General features: G+C 66.0%; 15 protein-coding genes. 8 read left to right on the top strand and 7 right to left on the bottom strand.

Annotated elements, in window-relative coordinates:
• Nucleotides 1–2: 2 nt before the first annotated feature.
• On the bottom strand, nucleotides 3–1,112 hold the full coding sequence (locus tag AC1Q7F_RS13175; RefSeq protein ID WP_492507481.1) for an S-(hydroxymethyl)glutathione dehydrogenase/class III alcohol dehydrogenase: 1,110 nt from the start codon (nucleotides 1,110–1,112) through the stop codon (nucleotides 3–5).
• Nucleotides 1,113–1,224: 112 nt separating this feature from the next.
• Here AC1Q7F_RS13175 and AC1Q7F_RS13170 point away from each other — a divergent pair, with 112 nt between their 5' ends.
• From AC1Q7F_RS13170 to AC1Q7F_RS13150, 5 genes are all read left to right on the top strand, one after another.
• Nucleotides 1,225–2,103, top strand: a complete 879-nt coding sequence (locus AC1Q7F_RS13170) for a LysR family transcriptional regulator (RefSeq protein WP_492507479.1) — start codon at nucleotides 1,225–1,227, stop codon at nucleotides 2,101–2,103.
• 154 nt (nucleotides 2,104–2,257) lie between these two features.
• Entirely contained in the window at nucleotides 2,258–3,832 is a 1,575-nt protein-coding gene (locus AC1Q7F_RS13165; protein ID WP_492507477.1) for a PAS domain-containing sensor histidine kinase, read from the top strand.
• A 228-nt stretch (nucleotides 3,833–4,060) separates the two neighbouring features.
• The gene (locus AC1Q7F_RS13160; RefSeq protein ID WP_492507475.1) at nucleotides 4,061–5,131 is read left to right on the top strand and encodes a saccharopine dehydrogenase family protein; all 1,071 of its coding nucleotides are present in this window, start codon (nucleotides 4,061–4,063) and stop codon (nucleotides 5,129–5,131) included.
• Nucleotides 5,132–5,333: 202 nt separating this feature from the next.
• On the top strand, nucleotides 5,334–6,836 hold the full coding sequence (gene amaB, locus AC1Q7F_RS13155) for an L-piperidine-6-carboxylate dehydrogenase (protein ID WP_492507473.1): 1,503 nt from the start codon (nucleotides 5,334–5,336) through the stop codon (nucleotides 6,834–6,836).
• Nucleotides 6,837–7,091: 255 nt separating this feature from the next.
• Nucleotides 7,092–7,535, top strand: coding sequence for an Lrp/AsnC family transcriptional regulator (locus AC1Q7F_RS13150; protein WP_492507471.1), 444 nt, complete (start codon nucleotides 7,092–7,094; stop codon nucleotides 7,533–7,535).
• A gap of 119 nt (nucleotides 7,536–7,654) precedes the next feature.
• Here AC1Q7F_RS13150 and AC1Q7F_RS13145 read toward each other — a convergent pair whose 3' ends face one another.
• Nucleotides 7,655–10,693 carry an efflux RND transporter permease subunit gene (locus AC1Q7F_RS13145; RefSeq protein WP_492507469.1) on the bottom strand — a complete coding sequence of 1,013 codons (3,039 nt, stop codon included), beginning with the start codon at nucleotides 10,691–10,693 and terminating at the stop codon, nucleotides 7,655–7,657.
• A gap of 3 nt (nucleotides 10,694–10,696) precedes the next feature.
• Entirely contained in the window at nucleotides 10,697–11,746 is a 1,050-nt protein-coding gene (locus AC1Q7F_RS13140; protein WP_492507467.1) for an efflux RND transporter periplasmic adaptor subunit, read from the bottom strand.
• An 89-nt stretch (nucleotides 11,747–11,835) separates the two neighbouring features.
• Here AC1Q7F_RS13140 and AC1Q7F_RS13135 point away from each other — a divergent pair, with 89 nt between their 5' ends.
• Nucleotides 11,836–12,516, top strand: coding sequence for a TetR/AcrR family transcriptional regulator (locus tag AC1Q7F_RS13135; RefSeq protein ID WP_492507465.1), 681 nt, complete (start codon nucleotides 11,836–11,838; stop codon nucleotides 12,514–12,516).
• A 66-nt stretch (nucleotides 12,517–12,582) separates the two neighbouring features.
• Nucleotides 12,583–14,586, top strand: coding sequence for a putative bifunctional diguanylate cyclase/phosphodiesterase (locus AC1Q7F_RS13130; protein WP_492507463.1), 2,004 nt, complete (start codon nucleotides 12,583–12,585; stop codon nucleotides 14,584–14,586).
• Between the two features lie 144 nt (nucleotides 14,587–14,730).
• Here the strand turns inward: AC1Q7F_RS13130 and AC1Q7F_RS13125 are convergent, their stop codons facing one another.
• The 3 genes from AC1Q7F_RS13125 to AC1Q7F_RS13115 are packed head-to-tail and all read right to left on the bottom strand — an operon-like array spanning nucleotide 14,731 to nucleotide 16,852.
• Entirely contained in the window at nucleotides 14,731–15,279 is a 549-nt protein-coding gene (locus AC1Q7F_RS13125) for a gamma carbonic anhydrase family protein (RefSeq protein ID WP_492507461.1), read from the bottom strand.
• On the bottom strand, nucleotides 15,276–16,337 hold the full coding sequence (gene argC, locus AC1Q7F_RS13120) for an N-acetyl-gamma-glutamyl-phosphate reductase (protein WP_492507459.1): 1,062 nt from the start codon (nucleotides 16,335–16,337) through the stop codon (nucleotides 15,276–15,278). Before argC ends, AC1Q7F_RS13125 begins: the two co-directional genes overlap by 4 nt.
• Before the next feature lie 53 nt (nucleotides 16,338–16,390).
• Nucleotides 16,391–16,852 carry a GNAT family N-acetyltransferase gene (locus AC1Q7F_RS13115; protein WP_492507457.1) on the bottom strand — a complete coding sequence of 154 codons (462 nt, stop codon included), beginning with the start codon at nucleotides 16,850–16,852 and terminating at the stop codon, nucleotides 16,391–16,393.
• 181 nt (nucleotides 16,853–17,033) lie between these two features.
• Here AC1Q7F_RS13115 and AC1Q7F_RS13110 point away from each other — a divergent pair, with 181 nt between their 5' ends.
• Nucleotides 17,034–17,240, top strand: coding sequence for a (2Fe-2S)-binding protein (locus AC1Q7F_RS13110; RefSeq protein WP_492507455.1), 207 nt, complete (start codon nucleotides 17,034–17,036; stop codon nucleotides 17,238–17,240).
• A gap of 84 nt (nucleotides 17,241–17,324) precedes the next feature.
• Here AC1Q7F_RS13110 and AC1Q7F_RS13105 read toward each other — a convergent pair whose 3' ends face one another.
• A complete protein-coding gene (locus AC1Q7F_RS13105) occupies nucleotides 17,325–17,906 on the bottom strand; it encodes a hypothetical protein (protein ID WP_492507453.1) in 582 nt (193 codons plus the stop codon).
• Nucleotides 17,907–17,998: the final 92 nt, after the last annotated feature.

Here is a 17,998-nt window from a genome sequence, read left to right as displayed (position 1 = left end):
GGTCAGAACACCACGACGGAACGGATGCTCTCGCCGGCATGCATCAGGTCGAAACCCTTGTTGATCTCCTCCAGGGTCAGGACATGGGTGATCATCGGGTCGATCTCGATCTTGCCCTGCATGTACCAGTCCACGATCTTCGGCACATCGGTGCGGCCCCGCGCCCCGCCGAAGGCCGAACCTTTCCAGACGCGGCCGGTGACCAGCTGGAAGGGCCGCGTGGAAATCTCCTTGCCGGCCTCGGCCACGCCGATGACCACCGACACGCCCCAGCCGCGATGGCAGGCCTCCAGCGCCTGGCGCATCACCAGCGTATTGCCGGTGCAGTCGAAGGTATAATCGGCCCCGCCCTCGGTCAGCGCCACCAGATGCTGGACGATATCGCCCTCGACCTTCTTCGGGTTGACGAAATGGGTCATGCCGAAGCGGCGCCCCCACTCTTCCTTGCGGTCATTGATATCGACGCCGATGATCTTGTCGGCACCCACCATACGGGCCGCCTGGATGACGTTCAGGCCGATGCCGCCCAAGCCGAAGATCACGACGTTGGAACCAGGCTCCACCTTGGCGGTGTTGGTCACCGCCCCCACGCCCGTGGTCACGCCGCAGCCGATATAGCAGGCGGACTGGAACGGCGCGTCCTCACGGATCTTGGCCAGCGCGATCTCCGGCAGGACGGTGAAGTTGGAGAAGGTGGAACAGCCCATGTAATGGAAGACCGGCGTGCCCTTATAGGAAAAGCGCGAGGTGCCGTCGGGCATCAGACCCTTGCCTTGGGTGGCGCGGATCGATGTGCACAGGTTGGTCTTGCGCGACAGGCAGCTTTTGCACTGGCGGCATTCCGGGGTGTAGAGCGGGATGACATGGTCGCCCGGCTTCAGGCTGGTGACGCCGGCCCCGACCTCGCGCACGATGCCCGCCCCTTCATGCCCCAGGATGGAGGGGAAGATGCCTTCGCTGTCGAAACCGTCCAGGGTGTAGGCATCGGTATGGCAGATGCCGGTGGCCATGATCTCCACCAGCACCTCGCCCGCCTTGGGGCCTTCCAGGTCCAGTTCGACGATTTCCAGCGGCTTCTTGGCCTCGAAAGCGACGGCGGCGCGGGTCTTCATGGCGGTTTCGTTCCGGTCAGGGTCGATCAATAAGGGTGCCGACTATAGCTTGAAAGCGGCGGCAACGATCATGCATTTTGACAAATGATTATTGCCGTGGGGGAACAATCACATGGGTTCCTGGGACGGGATCGACGCTTTCATCGCGGTCTGCGAGGCGGAAAGCTTCTCCGCCGCAGCATTGCGGCTGGGTGTTTCCACCTCCCATGTCAGCCGGGAGGTGGCGCGGCTGGAGGACCGGCTGCAGGTGCGGCTGCTCTACCGCACCACGCGGCGCGTCAGCGTCACCGATGCCGGCCGGGTGTTCCTGGAACGCTGCCGCCGGCTGGTGGAGGAGCGCGAGGAAGCCTTCGCCACGGTCAGCGAGAGCGACGGGGCGGCGCGCGGCCATCTGCGCCTGACCTGCTCCATCGCCTATGGGGAGCGGTTCATTGTGCCGCTGGTCAACCGCTTCCTGCTGGCCCATCCGCAGCTGTCCGTCAGCATCGACCTGACCAACCGCATCGTCGATCTGGTGGGCGAAGGGTTCGATCTGGCGGTGCGCACGGGCACCAGCCTGGATGACAGCCGGCTGATCGCCGTGCGGCTGGCGTCACGGCGGCGGTATCTGTGCGCGGCCCCGGCCTATCTGGCCCAACGCGGCGTGCCGCCCAGCCTGGAGGCGCTGCCGATGCATGATTGCCTGACCGGCACGGCCGACCTCTGGCATTTCAGCGACGAGGGGCGGCCGGTGGAATTCCGGCCATCCGGCACCTGGCGCTGCAACAGCGGCTTCGCCGTGCTGGACGCGGCACGCCAGGGGCTGGGCATCTGCCAGCTGCCGGATTTCTATGTGGGAAACGATCTGGATAGCGGCGCGCTGATCAGCCTTCTGGAGGAGAAGCGGCCGCCCGATGAGGGTATATGGGCGGTCTATCCCCATCGTCGACACTTGTCGCCCAAGGTCTCGCGGCTGGTCGACTACCTGAAAACGCATGTCGGGCGGCTGTGACATTGTCAAAGGCGTCCACATTCGACGCGCATTATTGCTTTGAATGCGATCTATTATGCCTATCTGCACCGATGTCTAGAACCATCGGCCGGATTGACGACAAAAGCCATAAGTCCGACATTGCCGGCTTCCTCCTGTCCGGGAAGATATCCACTTGAACCATACGCTCGCCACCCTCGTCCGGGACACCCAGGTGGGGGAACGGCACCTGCGCGTTCTGATCGACAGCGTGCATGATTATGCCATCTATATGCTGGACCCCGACGGGATCGTCAGCAGCTGGAACAGCGGCGCCCAGCGCTTCAAGGGCTATCGCGCGGCGGAGATCATCGGCCAGCATTTCTCCCGTTTCTTTACCGAAGACGATGTGCGTGACGGCCTGCCCGCCCGCATCCTGGCCACGGCCCTGGCCGAGGGGCGGTTCGAGGCGGAGGGGTGGCGCGTGCGCCAGGATGGCGGGCGGTTCTGGGCCAATGTCGTGGTCGAGCCCATCCGCGACGATGATGGCGGCCTGATCGGCTTCGCCAAGGTCACCCGCGACATCACCGAGCGCCGCCAGTCCCAGCAGGCGCTGGAAGAGGCACGCGAGGCCCTGTTCCAGGCGCAGAAGCTGGAGACGGTGGGCCGGCTGACCGGCAGCGTGGCCCATGATTTCAACAATCTTCTGCAGGTGATCGGCAACAGCCTGGAAATGCTGGCCGCCCGCCTGGCGCCGGGCCAGCCCGACAGCCATCGCCATCTGGCCACGGCGCGCGCCGCCCTGGAAACGGCACGGGCGGTGACCCAGCGCCTGCTGGCCTTCGCAAGGCGCCAGCCCCTGCGGCCGGAACCGGTCGACCTGAACCGGCTGGCCACCAGCATGGCCGATCTGGTGCGCCGGTCGGTGGGGGAGGATGTGGTGCTGCGGCTGGACCTGACCAACGGGCTATGGCCGGCCTGGGCCGACCCGCATCAGGTGGAAAGCGGCCTGCTGAACCTGGCGGTGAATGCCCGCGACGCCATGCCCGATGGCGGCACCCTGACCATCGCGACCGGCATGACCCTGCTGGAGCCGGCCGCCGCCGCCCTGCATGAGGTGGAGCCCGGCGACTATGCCTGCCTGACGGTCCGCGACACCGGCATCGGCATGTCGCCCGACGTACTGGCTCGCGCCGTCGAACCTTTCTTCACCACCAAGCCCGTCGGCCACGGCACGGGCCTGGGCCTCAGCCAGCTTTACGGATTCGCGCGCCAGTCGGGAGGGTTCCTGACATTGGACAGCCGGGAAGGACATGGAACCATGGTCAGCTTGCACCTGCCCCGCCATCGCGGGCCCGAAACGGGCGCCGCCGAATCCCCCCCGTCCGAGCAGGCGGCGCAGGCCGCCCCGTCGCCTTACAATGTGCTGCTGGTGGAAGACGAGGTGCTGATCCGCCTGGTCCTGGCCGAGGCGCTGGGCGATATGGGCCACACCACCCATCAGGCCGGCACCGCCGACGAGGCGCTGACCATCCTGGAAGCCACCCCGGATATCGGGTTCCTGGTGACCGATGTCGGCCTGCCCGGCACCAATGGCTGGCACCTGGCCGAACAGGCCCATGCGCGCTGGCCGCACCTGAAGATCCTGTTCCTGACCGGCTATGTCGACCGCGCCGACAATTCCCGCCTGCCGCCCGGCGCCCGGATGCTGACCAAGCCGACCAGCATCAACGCCCTGATGGCCACCCTGGAGCAGATGGCGGCTTCGTAGGTCAGGTCGAGGGCGCAGCCCGAGCCCTGACTGCATCGCTTGATGCCGTTTCCGTCAGGGCTCGCTTCGCTCGACCTGACCCACGGTTGCTAGAATGCCACCGTCGATTCGCCAGAAATCCTGTCGATATGACGGGATTTGCCCTGCATATCGACACATCGCCGCCTTCCGATCGGCGGCGGCGGGCGGCACCATTCCCCATGCCAATTAGGGGAAACGGGGAACGATATGAAGAACATCCTGCTGCTGGGCGCCGGTAAGATCGGGATCGCCATCACCCTGCTGCTGCGCCGCACCGGTGAGTACAAGGTCACCGTCGCCGACCACAGTGCCGATGCGCTGAAGCGCTTCACGGCCCTGGGCGTGGATACGCTGCAGCTGGACATCAATGACGGCCCGTCCCTGCGCAAGGCCATGTCCGGCCAGTATGCCGTGCTGAACGCCCTGCCCTTCCATACGACAGCCACCGTCGCCTATGGCGCCTATGATGCCGGCATCCATTATTTCGACCTGACCGAGGATGTGGCCAGCACCCGCGTCGTCAAGGAAGTGGCGGCCAAGGCCAACAGCGCCTTCGTGCCCCAGTGCGGCCTGGCGCCGGGCTTCGTCTCCATCGCCGCCCATGGTCTGGCGTCCGGCTTCGACAGCCTGCGCGATGTACAGCTGCGCGTCGGCGCCCTGCCCCGCTATCCCACCAATGCCCTGAAATATAACCTGACCTGGTCCACCGACGGCCTGATCAACGAATATCTGAACCCGTGCGAGGCGGTGCAGGACGGCCGCAATGTCGAGCTGCCGCCGCTGGAGGACCTGGAGGAATTCGTGCTGGAAGGTGTTGCCTATGAGGCGTTCAACACCTCTGGCGGCCTGGGGTCGCTGACCGAGACGCTGGCCGGCAAGGTGGAGAACCTGACCTACAAGTCGGTGCGCTATCCCGGCCATTGCGCCATCATCAAGCTGCTGGTCGAAGACCTGCGCTTGGGCCGCCGCCGCGACCTGCTGAAGGAAGTGCTGGAAGAAGCGCTGCCCATCACCATGCAGGATGTGGTGCTGGTGTTCTGCACGGTTTCCGGCAAGCGCCATGGTCGCCTGGAACAGGAAAGCATCGTCCGCCACATTCATGGCGAAGAGGTGGAGGGCCAGTTCCTGTCCGCCATCCAGATGAGCACGGCTGCCGGCATCTGCGCCATGCTGGACCTGCAGGCCGCCGGCCACTTGCCGGCCAAGGGCTTCGTCCGCCAGGAGCAGATGCCGCTGGACCTGTTCCTTTCCAACCGCTTCGGGAAGGTTTATGCGTGAGGTTTGAGGGGGGCGTTGTGCCGTAACATCAACGCCTTCCTCCAACCGTCACCCCGGCGAAGGCCGGGGTCCAGGGGCCACAGGCGCCTCACCCTACGATACTGGGCCCCGGCCTTCGCCGGGGTGACGGTAGAGAGGGCGGAAGCGACACGGCCCCAACCGCAAAAAACCACCCAGCCATCCAACACCCGGAGTTCACCCCATGTCCGCTACCACCGCCCTTCTGGATCGCCTGGGCATCGCCCATCTTGTCGCGGAGGGTGACATCGTCTCCCGCTCCCCCATCGATGGTGCGCGCCTGGGCGCGGTGAAGGCCCACGGCGCGGCCGAGGTTGATGCCGCCCTGGCCCGGTCGGCCGCCGCCTTCAAGGAATGGCGCACCGTGCCGGCCCCGCGCCGGGGTGAGCTGATCCGCCTGTTCGGCGAGGTGCTGCGCGAGCACAAGGCCGATCTGGGCGCCCTGGTGACACTGGAAGCTGGCAAGATCGTCCAGGAGGGCCTGGGCGAGGTGCAGGAGATGATCGATATCTGCGACTTCGCGGTCGGGCTGTCGCGCCAGCTGCATGGCCTGACCATCGCGTCGGAGCGGCCGCGCCATCACATGGTGGAGAATTGGCAGCCGCTGGGACCCGTGGCCATCATCACCGCCTTCAACTTCCCCGTCGCCGTCTGGGCCTGGAACGCGGCTCTGGCCGTCGTCTGCGGCGACCCGGTGATCTGGAAGCCGTCGGAGAAGACGCCGCTGACCGCCGTCGCCACCCAGGCCCTGTTCGACAAGGCGCTGGCCCGGTTCGGCGATGCGCCCGCCGGCCTGTCGCAGCTGCTGTTCGGCCTGAAAGAGGTGGGAGAGCAGATCGCAGCCGATGTCCGCGTGCCGCTGGTCAGCGCCACGGGTTCCACCCGCATGGGCCGCGAGGTCGCCCCGGTGGTCGCCGCGCGTTTCGGCCGGTCGATCCTGGAGCTGGGCGGCAACAATGCCATGATCGTCACCCCGTCGGCCGATCTGAAGCTGGCCGTGCGCGCCATCCTGTTCGCCGCCGTGGGCACGGCCGGCCAACGCTGCACCACCCTGCGCCGCCTGATCGTCCACAATGATTGCTATGACAAGGTGGTGGGCGCCGTGAAGAATGCCTTCGCCGCCATCCAGCCGGCCGACCCGCGCGAAACGGGCACCCTGATGGGCCCGCTGATCGACAAGGCGGCGTTCGATGCCGTGACCCGGGCGCTGGAGAGTGCCAAGGCGCAGGGCGGCACCGTGCATGGCGGCGGCCGCGCCCTGGTCGAGACGTTCCCGGATGCGTATTACACTTATCCGGCGCTGGTCGAGATGCCGGCGCAGAGCGAGATCGTGCGGCACGAGACGTTCGGGCCCATCCTCTATGTCCTGCGCTATGCGGAATTCGACGACGCCATCGCCCTGCAGAACGGCGTGCCCCAGGGCCTGTCATCCAGCATCGTCACCCGTGACCTGCTGGAGGCCGAGCGTTTCCTGGCGCCCGACGGGTCCGATTGCGGCATCGCCAATGTCAATATGGGTCCCAGCGGGGCCGAGATCGGCGGCGCGTTTGGCGGCGAGAAGGAAACCGGCGGCGGACGTGAGAGCGGGTCGGACAGCTGGCGGCAATATATGCGCCGCCAGACTTCGGCCATCAATTACGGCACCTCGCTGCCGCTGGCGCAGGGGATCGAGTTTCCGGAGCTGTGAAGGTGTTGGAGTCTGTCAGATTTAAATAGAAGCGCCCCTTTATCCGCCTTCCCGGCGAAGGCCGGGACCCAGGGGCCACAGGCTCAAACCTTCATGCAGCGTCCATCAAAGCTGCCGATAGGTTGGGCGTTTGGCCCCTGGGTCCCGGCCTTCGCCGGGAAGGCAAGTAAGGTTAAAAGGCGGAAAAGAAGGTTCCATCTTAACTGACAGACTCTAACGGTTGAAATCTGTTCGGACGTATCTCTAAGGACCCCCATGGAACCCGCCGACACCCAACAGGATGCCGTCGATACCGCACTTCTGACCCTGCTGAAGGCCAATGCGCGGGAGCCGGCGGCGTCGCTGGCGCGTAAATTGGGGCTGGCAAGGTCATCGGTGCAGGCGCGCATCGCGCGGCTGGAGCGGCTGGGCATCATCCAGGGCTATACGTTGCGCCAGGACCCGGGCAGCAGCCGGCTGGTCCGCGCCTATGTGCTGCTGTCTACCAATCCCAAGCTGCTGGCGCGCATCGTGGCCGAGGTCAAGCGCATCCCCGAGGTGGAGAGCCTGTCGGCCATCGCCGGCACCTATGACATGATGGCCGTGATCGCCGCCCCGTCGGTGCAGGATATCGACCGGGTGCTGGACCTGCTGGGCCAGGTGCAAGGCGTGGAGCGCACCATGTCATCGCTGGTGCTGTCGGACAAGTTCCGGCGGTAGGGTTCATCCCTATAACTGTAGGTCAGGTCGAGGCGTAAGCCGAGCCCTGACAGAAAACGCTTAGAGCAATGATGTCAGGGCTCGCCTTCGGCTCGACCTGACCTACGATTCCTCCCTCTTCACTCCACCTCCTTGGGCGCCAGCAGCAGATACATGGCCGGCGTTACCAGGCGCGACAGCACGGTGGAGGAGACCAACCCGCCGATGATCACCACCGCCAGCGGCGAATAGAGCCCTGATCCGCCCAGCGCCAGGGGCATCAGCCCGCCGATGGCGGTGACCGAGGTCAGCAGGACGGGCAGGAAGCGGACCTCGCCCGCCTCCTCGATCGCGGCCTTCAGCGGCGCGCCGGCGCGGCGCAGCTGGGTGGTGAAATCCACCAGCAGGATGGAATTCTTGATCTCGATGCCGATCAGGGCCACGAAGCCGATGACCGAGGTGAAGGACAAGGTATAGCCGGTCAGGAACAGGGCCACCATGCCGCCGATCACCCCCAGCGGGATGACGCCGGCCACCACCGCTGTGGTGGCGAAGCTGCGGAATTCCAGGATCAGCACCGCCAGGATGCCGAACAGGGCCACCAGGATGGCACCCGACAGGCCGGCGAAGCTTTTCGACCGCGTCTCTGCCTCGCCCCCCGTCATCAGGCGGTACCCGGGCGGCAGGGCCAGGGCCGACAGCTGGTCGCCGATGGCGCGGGTCACGCGATCGGTATTATGGCCGGTGGCAGTGAAGGCAGTGATGGTCACCGCACGCTCGCGGTTGAACCGGTCGATGCGGCCGGGGGCGGTGACGAAATGCGGGTCGCTGACGGCCGATAGCGGCACCGCACCCGCCGCACCGGGCACACGGATGTCGCCCAGCACCGCCAGCTCATGCCGGCCATCCATGGGCAGGCGCATTGTGACGGGGTAATCGTCGCCATCGCTTTCCCGGAAGGTGGCGACTGCTTCGCCCGACAAAGACAGGCGCACGGCGCGGTCCACGGCACCGGCCGGCACGCCCAGCACCCCCGCCTTGTCCAGATCGATGCCCAGATCCAGGTCGGTGCGGTCCAGGCGCAGCGGGTTGACCACGTCGCGGCTGCCCGGTGTACGCTCAATGATATCGGCGACCTTGGCGGCCAGTTCCTTCAGCACGGGCAGTTCGGGACCCAGGATGCGCACGGCGATGGGTGCTTCGATCGGCGGGCCGTTCTCGAACACCCGCACGATGATCTGGGCGCCGGGATATGCGGCCAGCCGGCTGCGCAGCTTGTCCAGCTCCGCCGTGCTTTTCTCCCCCTTCCATTCCGTCAGGCCCACGAAGATGGCGCCGTGGGTGGGGTCATCCTCCCGCGGGGTGATGTTGTAATAGATGCGGGGATTGCCGTGGCCGGCATTGGCCATGACGAAGCGCAGGTCGGGCAGCGCCTTCAGCTCGGCTTCCACGAAACGCACCGCCTTGTCGGTTTCGGCCAAAGGCGCGCCGTCGGGCAGGTCGATCTCCACCATGAATTGCGGGATGTCGGCGGATGGAAACAGGCTGAACCCGATGCGCGGCACCAGGGCCACGGACCCGACGAACAGCAAAGTGGCGATCAGCACGGTCAGGCCGGGCCGATCGAGCGCCCGGTGCAGCACGGGGCGGTAGGTGGCATGGATGGCGCCCATGACCAGCTGCAACACCCTGTTGCCTTCGGGATCCTCATGCCGGCTCAACAGACGGGCGGCCAGGAACGGGATCATGGTCAGCGCCACGAACAGCGAGGCGGCGACCGTCGACAGCACGGCCACGGGCAGCGACTTGATGAACTTGCCCGACCCTTCCGGCAGGAACATCAGCGGCAGGAAGGCCAGCAGCAAGGTGGCGGTACAGCCCAGGACGGCGACGGCAATCTGGCGCGTGCCCTCGATCGCCGCCTCCTCCCGGCTTTTGCCCATGCGCAGATGGCGGGCGATGTTTTCGGTCACCACGATGCTGTCATCGACCAGCAAGCCCAGCGACAGGACGAAGCCGGCAATGGACAGCTGGTTCAAGGTGAAGCCGGTATAGTGCAGCACCGTGACGCCGATGGCCAGCGACAGCGGGATGGCCAGCATCACCACCAGCGAGGCGCGCAGACCCAGCGGGATCAGCGTGACCAGCACCAGGCCCAGCGCGATGGCGAAGTCGCGGAACAGGGCGGACAGGCGGCGCGACACATTTTCCGACTGGTCGAAGCCGCGTTCCAGGGTGATGCCGGGCGGCAGGGTCCGCTCGAATTCATCAAGTGCGGCATAGGTGTTTTTCTTCAGGTCGAAGATGTTCTGCCCGGGCTTCTGGTTGGCGGTGATGAACACGGCGCGCTTGCCGTTGAAGCGGGCGATATGGTTTGGCTCATCCGCCGCCCAGGTCACCTCCGCCACATCCCTGACCCGCACCACACGGCCATCGGTGGCGCGGACGACGGTGTCGGCGATGTCGTCCAGCGTGTCGAAATCGCCCTCTGTCTTCACCGTGAAGCGGCGGTCGCCGGCATGCAGGGCGCCCAGCGGCACGGCCGCCCCTTCGGCCTTCAGCGCGTCTGCCACGGCTGTCACGGGCAGGCGCAGTTCGGCCAAGCGACCGGCATCGATGGCGACACGGACCTCCGTCCGCTCCTCCCCCCAGATATCGCTTTCCCAGACACCGGGGACGCGGTCGATGATGTCGCGCAGATCGTCGGCGCGCTTGCGCAGTTCCAGGGCCGAGGCGCCGTCGCCGATCAGCGCCACCTGCATGAAATTGGTCAGGGCGGTGTTGAACTTCTTCACCTCCAGCCGGACCAATCCGGCCGGCAGGGTCGGGCGGATGGCATTCACCTCCCGCACCACCTGATCGTATTTGCGCTCCGCGTCGCTGGACCAGTCGAACTCCACCGTGATGACGGCGATGCCGTCACGGGTGCGCGAGGTCAGCTTGGTGATGTCATCCAAACTGTCGATGGCGTCTTCCAGCGGGTCGGTGACCTGCTTTTCCAGGTCCACCGGGTCCGCGCCGGGCAGCACGGCCACCACCAGCACGGTGGGGATGGGAAAGCTGGGATCTTCGGCGCGCGGAATGGACGTCAGCGAGCTGACGCCCATGGCGGCCAGCATGGCGAACAGCACCAGGGTGAATTGCCACTGGCGGACCGAGAAGGCGGCAATGTTGCCCATGGTTCAGGCCCCCGGCCGGGCGATGGCGATGGCGCTGTCGGGGCGCAGATAGGCGCCGCCGGCCGATACCACCCGCTCCCCCTCCGCCAATCCCCCGGCCACCAGCAGGTCGGGCCCGCGCAGACCGGCCACCTTCACCTGGCGGCGCTCCACCGACTTGCCATCCGGCCTCACCACATACAGCGTGGCCAGATCGCCGAAAGCTTCGATGATGCTCGACGCCGGCACAGCCAGCGGTGGCTTCTCCCCGCCCGGCCGGGGGGCGATATACAGGGTGACGATGCGGCCGCTGGAGAGATACAGGGGTGCATCGGGTAGCGTCACCTCCACATCGAACACGCCGGTGCCGATCGCACTCTTGGCGGCGATGCGGGTGACCTTGCCGGTCAGCCGGCCCTCCGGCAGATCCAGGGTGACGTCATTGCCGGTGGCGATACGGGCCACGTCGCGGTCGGACAGGCCGGCGCGGACGATCACCCCGCTTTCGCGATCACCGATGACCAGGGCGGTGGTGCCAGGCTGCACGATCTGGCCGGGCTCCAGCGGCCGGGCCAGGACGACGCCGTCGGCCGGCGCCATGATCTCCGACAGGCCCCGGTTGAAGGCCATGGCGTCGCGGTCGGCCTGGGCCGTGTCCAGCGCCGAGCGGGCGGCATCCACCCGCGCCTTCTCCACATAGCCATTGGCGACCAGCGGCAACAGCCGGTCGAGGTCCTGGCGGGCCTTGGTGACGCGGGCATCGGCGGCGCGCAGCTGGGCATCGACCTCCGTCCCCTGGATGCGGGCCAGGCGCTGGCCGCGGCTCACCGGATCGGCGATGTCGACCTGGAACCCCTCCACCTTGCCCGCCACCTTGAAGGAGAGCGGGATTTCGCGCTTGAAGGCGACCGCGCCGGTGGCCTTGACCATCCGCGCCTCCGGTGCCGGCCGGGCGGCACTGACCGACACGGGCACGGGTGCGGCCGTCGGTGCGGCCTGCGCCGCGTCGGGCGTGGGCTTGCCGCAGCCGGCCAGGACCAGGAGGAGGAGAAGCGGGAGGGGCGTGCGCAGCATGGTCGATCCAACCTAACGCCGATAAGTTTACACTGTTAGGTTTACGCCGGCCGCGTTATACGTCAATAGGGATTCCGAAGGCAGGGCAGATGACGGACGAAATAGGCACGCGTGCAGCCAAACCGGGAAAGCGCACCCGCCTGCCGGCGGCGGAGCGGCGGGCACAGATTCTGGCCGTGGCGCGCGACCTGTTCGTCAGCCAGGGGATCGAACATGCCAGCATGCGGCGCATTGCCGATGCGGCCGGCATCACACCCACCGCCATCTATGATCATTTCGCCGACAAGGAGGCGCTGCTGACCGCCATTGCCGAGGAATTCTTCGACGGGCTGGTGGCGGCCATGGATGTGCCGGTGGATGCGGCCGATCCGCTGAACAGCCTGCGCCAGCTGATGGTCAATTATGTCCGCTACGGGCTGGAGCATCCCAATGAATACCGGTTGGTGTTCATGACCACCCTGTCGCGCTTCATCCCCATGCTGGGCCACCGCAATTGCCCGTTTGCGGAAACCGGGGCGGAGAATCCGACCGACCGCAAGCACGCCAAGGCCATGCAATCCTTCGGCATCCTGCAGTCCGGCATCACCCAGCTGGCCGCGGCCGGCCTGTTGCGCGCCGACGACCCGGAAGGTTTCGCCGACAGCGTCTGGGCCATGGGCCACGGCATCGTGTCGCTGATCATCACCAAGGGGGCCGGCAACTTCACGCCAGTGGACCGCTGGATCGACACGTCGATCGGCATCCTGTTTCAGGGTATGCGGCCGCGGTAGGGTGTGTCATCACAGCGTCACGGTTGCGGTGCGATAGTCGGCCGGTTCTGGACGGACTGGTGACAAGTGGCCCGTGGCACATTGAGAAGCCTGACCTGGCGGCAGGCGCTGGTGACCCTGACCGGCGCGCTGCTGGTCGGGCTTGTCCTGACGCTGGCCGAGGGCGGGTTCGCCATCGGGCGGGAGCGGGACAAGGCCGAGCGCCGCATCGACCAGATCACCAACCTGATCGCCGGGCCTGCCGCCACGGCCCTGTGGAATTTCGACGACAGCCTGGCCCGCAACCTGTTCGCGCCGGTGCTGAGCCTGGATCTGGTGGACCGAATCGAGATCCGCGACAGCCAGGGCGCGGTGTTCGCGGCCGATGGCACGGCCCGGACAGCGGGCGGCTGGACGGGCTTCATCTTCGACGATCTTTTGCAGGCGCAGCGGCCGCTGGTGATCATCGCCCAGGATGGCGGGCGCAAGACCATCGGCAGTCTGGTGCTGCATATCGATCCGATCGCTATCGGCGATGATCTGCACACCTATGTGCTGGGCTCGCTGGTTGGCGGGCTGCTGCGCAACCTGATCCTGGGCGCGCTTCTATCGGTGATCTTCCACCTGTTCCTGACCCGGCCGCTGATCGCGCTGGGCCGCGACCTGATCCGGGTGCGCCCGGCGGAGCCGCTGGCCAACCCGATCCGGGTGCCCAGGGGCCACCGCAATGACGAGCTGGGCTATGTCGCGTCGCGCATCAACGAACTGTTGGCGCAGCTGCACCGGTCACAGACGGAGCTGCGGCGGCTGGCCACGCGCGACCCGCTGACCGACCTGCCCAACCGCGTGCTGATGACGGAGACGCTGAACGTCGCCCTGGGTCGGGCGGGCAGCGAGGACACGCAGCTGGCCGTGCTGTTCCTGGACCTGGACCGGTTCAAGCATGTCAATGACAGTCTGGGCCATGGGGCGGGCGACGAGTTGCTGCGCGAGGTAGGCGGACGGCTGCGCGGTGCCCTGCGCCAGGCCCATGTCGTGGGGCGCCTGGGCGGGGACGAGTTCCTGGTGGTGCTGGAAAATGTCGGCACGGTGGAGGAGGTGGCGCAATCGGCCGCCCGCCTGCTGTCGGCCCTGTCACGGCCGTTCGGCGTGGGCGGGCAGACGGTGCATGCCGGGGCCAGCATCGGCATCGCCATGCATCCCCAGGACGGGCCCGACGCCGTCACCCTGATGCGCCATGCCGACGTGGCCATGTATGCGGCCAAGGCGGTGGGCGGCGGGGCCTTCAAATTCTTTGACAAGGCCATGACGGAACGCGCCCTGGTCATGCTGCGCACCGAGGCGTCCTTGCGCGACGCGCTGGCCGGCGACCGGCTGGAAGTGCATTACCAGCCCAAGATCGACCTGGCCACGGGCGCACTGGCGGGGGTGGAGGCGCTGGTGCGTTGGCCGCATGGCGACCGCATGATCTCCCCGGCCGAATTCATTCCGGTGGCGGAGGAGACGGGCCTGATCGTGGAGCTGGGCGAATGGGTGCTACGCCGCGCCAGCCGCGATTCGGCCCGCTGGCGCCATCTGCGCGGGCCGGTCACCGTGGCGGTCAATGTATCGGCCCGGCAGTTGGCGGAACCGGATTTTCCCGAGCGCGCCGTGCGCATCGTGTCGGAAGCCGGAATGCTGCCCCGCAATTTCATCCTGGAGATCACCGAGACCGTGGTGATGCGCGACGTGGCCCGCCAGATGGCCGTGCTGAACGCGCTTCGCGGATTCGGGTTCGGGGTGGCGGTGGATGATTTCGGGACCGGGTACTCCTCGCTCTCCTATCTGAAGCAGCTGCCGGTCACCATGCTGAAGATCGACCGCAGCTTCGTGAACGACCTGCCGGAAGATCCGGCCATCGCCGCCACGGTGATCGCCCTGGGCAAGCGCCTGGGCCTGACCACCATCGCCGAAGGGGTGGAAACCGAACGGCAGAAGGAATGGCTGCGCCTGGAGGGCTGCAACCTGGCCCAGGGCTATCTGCTGGCCAAGCCGATGCCGGCGGAGCGGTTCGAGCGGGAATTCCTGATGGAGATGGCGGTGGTGGCGTGAGGGTTTTTAGATCCTGTCAGGTTCAGACAATATCTTCTCTATCGCCTTCCCGGCCTTCGCCGGGAAGGCGATAAAATTGAAGGCGGCAGGATTGAAAGGCGATGAGAGAGCGTTATCGGTGTATCTCACCCGACATGGCGCGTCTCACCCCGGCCCGCCACCTACCTCTTCCAGATAGACCTTGGCCATTTCTGCATAATGCGGGGCGATGGACATCTGGGATTTGATGTCGTCCTCGGTCAGCAGGCGCAGGAATTTCGCAGGCGCCCCGCCCCACAGTTCGCCGGCCTTCACCCGCTTGCCCGGCGTGACCAGGGCACCGGCAGCGACCATGGCGCCCTTCTCCACCACCACCCCATCCATGATGCAGGCCTTCATGCCGATGAAGGCCCCATCCTCCACCACGCAACCATGCAGCAGGGCCAGATGGCCCACCGTGACATTGTCGCCGATGGTCGTGCTGAAGCGGTTGCGGGTGCAATGGACGACACTGCCATCCTGGATGTTGGTGTTCTTGCCGATGCGGATGGAATGCACATCGCCGCGGATGGTGACGCCGAACCAGATATTGCTGCCCGCCCCGATCTCGACATCGCCGATGATCGTGGCATTGGCCAGGAACACCGTGGGGTCGATCACCGGCAGCTTGCCCTTGAAGGGCAGGATGGTGGGGATGGGGCGGTTATGGATCATGGGAACACCGGCACCACATCCAGGCCCAGCGTTTCGGCAAAGCCCTGCATGATGTTGAAATTCTGGACGGCCTGGCCCGAGGCACCCTTCATCAGATTGTCGATGACGGAGACCAGAATGGCGCGGCCGGGAATACGGTCTGGAAAGACGTTCAGCAGGCAGAGGTTGGAACCGGCCACATGCCGGGTCTGCGGCCCGACGCCGGGGGGCAGCAGCTTCACGAACGCCTCACCCGCATAGGCCTTTTCCAGGCTGGCGCGCAGGTCGGCGGCGGTCACCCCGTCGCGCAGTCGGACATAGGTGGTGGCCATCATGCCGCGATTCATCGGGATCAGGTGCGGGGTAAAGGCGATGCGCACATCGGCACGCTCCGCCGCCCAGCCCAGGCTCTGTTCAATCTCCGGCGCGTGGCGGTGCGATGCGATGCCATAGGCATGCATGCCTTCCGCCACCTCGCAATAAAGGCTGCCCTGCTTGGCATCGCGGCCGGCACCGGATACGCCCGACTTGGCATCGATGATGATATCGTCGGCGCTGATCAGCCCGCCCTGCAGCAGCGGCAGCAGCGGCAGCAGAGAGGCGGTGGGATAACAGCCGGGATTGGCGACCAGCCGGGCATTGGCCACCTGTTCGCGCGCCACCTCCGCCAAGCCATAAACGGCCGTTTGCTGCAGGTCGGTGGCCTTGTGGGCATGGCCATACCATTCGGCATAGGTGTCCACGTCGAACAGCCGGAAATCGGCCGACAGGTCGCAGATGCGGACATGGTCGGGCAAGCCGGCGATCACCTCCTGCGTCGTGCCGTGTGGCAGGCCGCAGAACACGAAATCGACATCGTCCCAGTTCACATCGGCGATCTTGGTCAGGACCGGCAGATCATAGGGGGCCAGGTGCGGAAACACCTCGGCCACCGGCTTGCCGGCCGCGCGCTCCCCCGTCAATGCCGTGATGCGCACATGGGGATGGCGCAGCAGCAATCGCATCAGTTCCGCGCCCGTATAGCCGGAAGCGCCCAGAATGGCGACGCGGACGGGGGGGGTGGCGGCAGAGGCGGTCATGTGCTGCAAGCTCCTGGCATCAACGGATGGGGCGATACCATCGCACCCGTCCGTTACAAATACAGCTTCATGCCCTCATGCGAAGCAGCAAAGCCTAGGCGCTGGTAGAACCTGTGCGCATCGGTCCGCTGCTTGTCCGTGGTCAGTTGCACCAGTCCGCAACCGCGCGCCCGCGCCATGTCCAGGCAATTTTCCATCAGGATGGCGCCCAGACCCTTGGATCGCAGGTTCGCCGCGATCCGCACCGCCTCAATGGTGCAGCGGCGCAGGCCCTTGCGCCCCAGCCCGCGCGCATAGTTCAGCTGGGCCATGCCGACCACCCGGCCATCCAGGTCCAGGACCAGGATCTCGGCGCTGGGGTCCAGCATGATCTCGTCCCAGGCCTCGTAATAGGGTTCCAGGTCGGTGGTGTCCTCCCGCCCCTGCCCCAGCATGTCATCCACCAGCAGCGCCACCATCTCGGGCACGTCCCGGCGTTGGGCCATGCGCACCACGATGTCATCCTTGATCGTCATCCGGTCCCCCCTTGATCCGTTTTCGCTTATAGCAGGGATCGGGGATCAAGCGGGCCCGATATATCGCCCCGTCGATACAGCATGGGAACCTTGCGATGGATTCGCATTTTCACCCTGGCGCATGCGACTGATTTGCAGTATCCATGCTGCATCATCGCTGACCGGGGTTCGCTGTCCGATCATGTATGTCTGCATCTGCAACGCCATCAACTGCAAGACAGTGCGTCACAGCGTGAACAATGGCGCCGGCAGCATTGCCAGCGTGTTCAAGGCATGCGGCAAGACCCCCCAATGCGGTCGCTGCTTCACCACCATCCGCGAGATGGTGGGTGAGGCCGCCAATACCGGCACCTGCGCCGGCCTGTCCCCCGCCATCGCGGCGGAGTGAGATTGCTTCCATTCCTTATCCCTCGTCTCCCGGCTTTCGCCGGGATGCCGATGAATTCGCTTCTACTCGCCCCCCAGAAAAACACTAACAGCCCTTCAGATTGGTGGGGTTGCAGGGGCCCTTCTTCAGCTCCTCCCGCATGGCCTTGCGCGCTTCCAGCCGGGCCGCTTCCTCCACCTTCTCGGCTTCGGCTTCCGCCTTCAGCTTGGCCTGCGCCTCCGCGATCTTGCGGGCGCGATCTTCCTTGATCATCTTCAGATCAGGATCGTTCTTGGCCAGCCGGGCGCTCAGCAGGTTGAGATTGCGGTCGGCGGCGGCATAGAGCGGCTCGTCGCTGATCGACCCGTCGGCACGGGGTGCGCCCTCCTCGCTGGCCGAGACATAGACGATACGGTAAAGCCCATAGGCCTCGTCATAGCGGCCCAGTTCGTGGTTGATCAGGGCCAGCTGATAGCGGGCCTGCATGTTCTCCGGGTCCTCGGCCGCCAGGCGCCCATAGAATTCCAGGGCCATGACATGATCCTTGGCCTTCAGCGCCGCCTTGCCCCGGTCATTGTCATCATTCATGAAGGGATTGACCGGCTGGGCCCAGCGCGGCGTCAGACAGCCCGGCAATGCGACCAGCAGCGACAGGACCAGGCAGGCGGACGGCAGGCGGCGGATCATGGATATCCCTCGGGTGTAATGCAGCTCAATCATCTTATCACGGCGCCATCGACCGTCACGGGCGACGCGAAAGAAAGATAGTTCACGATCAT

Source organism: Niveispirillum sp. GW835-FHT14G11, from assembly GCF_058793615.1.
Note: the sequence above shows the minus strand (reverse complement) of the source record. Positions and strands in the feature narration are given on the sequence as shown.

Excerpts from the sequence above, each read along its gene's own strand:
- AC1Q7F_RS13175 (WP_492507481.1), bottom strand. The coding sequence starts at position 1,112 with ATGAAGACCCGCGCCGCCGTCGCTTTCGAGGCCAAGAAGCCGCTGGAA.
- AC1Q7F_RS13170 (WP_492507479.1), top strand. The coding sequence starts at position 1,225 with ATGGGTTCCTGGGACGGGATCGACGCTTTCATCGCGGTCTGCGAGGCG.
- AC1Q7F_RS13160 (WP_492507475.1), top strand. The coding sequence starts at position 4,061 with ATGAAGAACATCCTGCTGCTGGGCGCCGGTAAGATCGGGATCGCCATC.
- amaB (WP_492507473.1), top strand. The coding sequence starts at position 5,334 with ATGTCCGCTACCACCGCCCTTCTGGATCGCCTGGGCATCGCCCATCTT.
- AC1Q7F_RS13150 (WP_492507471.1), top strand. The coding sequence starts at position 7,092 with ATGGAACCCGCCGACACCCAACAGGATGCCGTCGATACCGCACTTCTG.
- AC1Q7F_RS13145 (WP_492507469.1), bottom strand. The coding sequence starts at position 10,693 with ATGGGCAACATTGCCGCCTTCTCGGTCCGCCAGTGGCAATTCACCCTG.
- AC1Q7F_RS13140 (WP_492507467.1), bottom strand. The coding sequence starts at position 11,746 with ATGCTGCGCACGCCCCTCCCGCTTCTCCTCCTCCTGGTCCTGGCCGGC.
- AC1Q7F_RS13135 (WP_492507465.1), top strand. The coding sequence starts at position 11,836 with ATGACGGACGAAATAGGCACGCGTGCAGCCAAACCGGGAAAGCGCACC.
- AC1Q7F_RS13125 (WP_492507461.1), bottom strand. The coding sequence starts at position 15,279 with ATGATCCATAACCGCCCCATCCCCACCATCCTGCCCTTCAAGGGCAAG.
- argC (WP_492507459.1), bottom strand. The coding sequence starts at position 16,337 with ATGACCGCCTCTGCCGCCACCCCCCCCGTCCGCGTCGCCATTCTGGGC.
- AC1Q7F_RS13115 (WP_492507457.1), bottom strand. The coding sequence starts at position 16,852 with ATGACGATCAAGGATGACATCGTGGTGCGCATGGCCCAACGCCGGGAC.
- AC1Q7F_RS13110 (WP_492507455.1), top strand. The coding sequence starts at position 17,034 with ATGTATGTCTGCATCTGCAACGCCATCAACTGCAAGACAGTGCGTCAC.
- AC1Q7F_RS13105 (WP_492507453.1), bottom strand. The coding sequence starts at position 17,906 with ATGATCCGCCGCCTGCCGTCCGCCTGCCTGGTCCTGTCGCTGCTGGTC.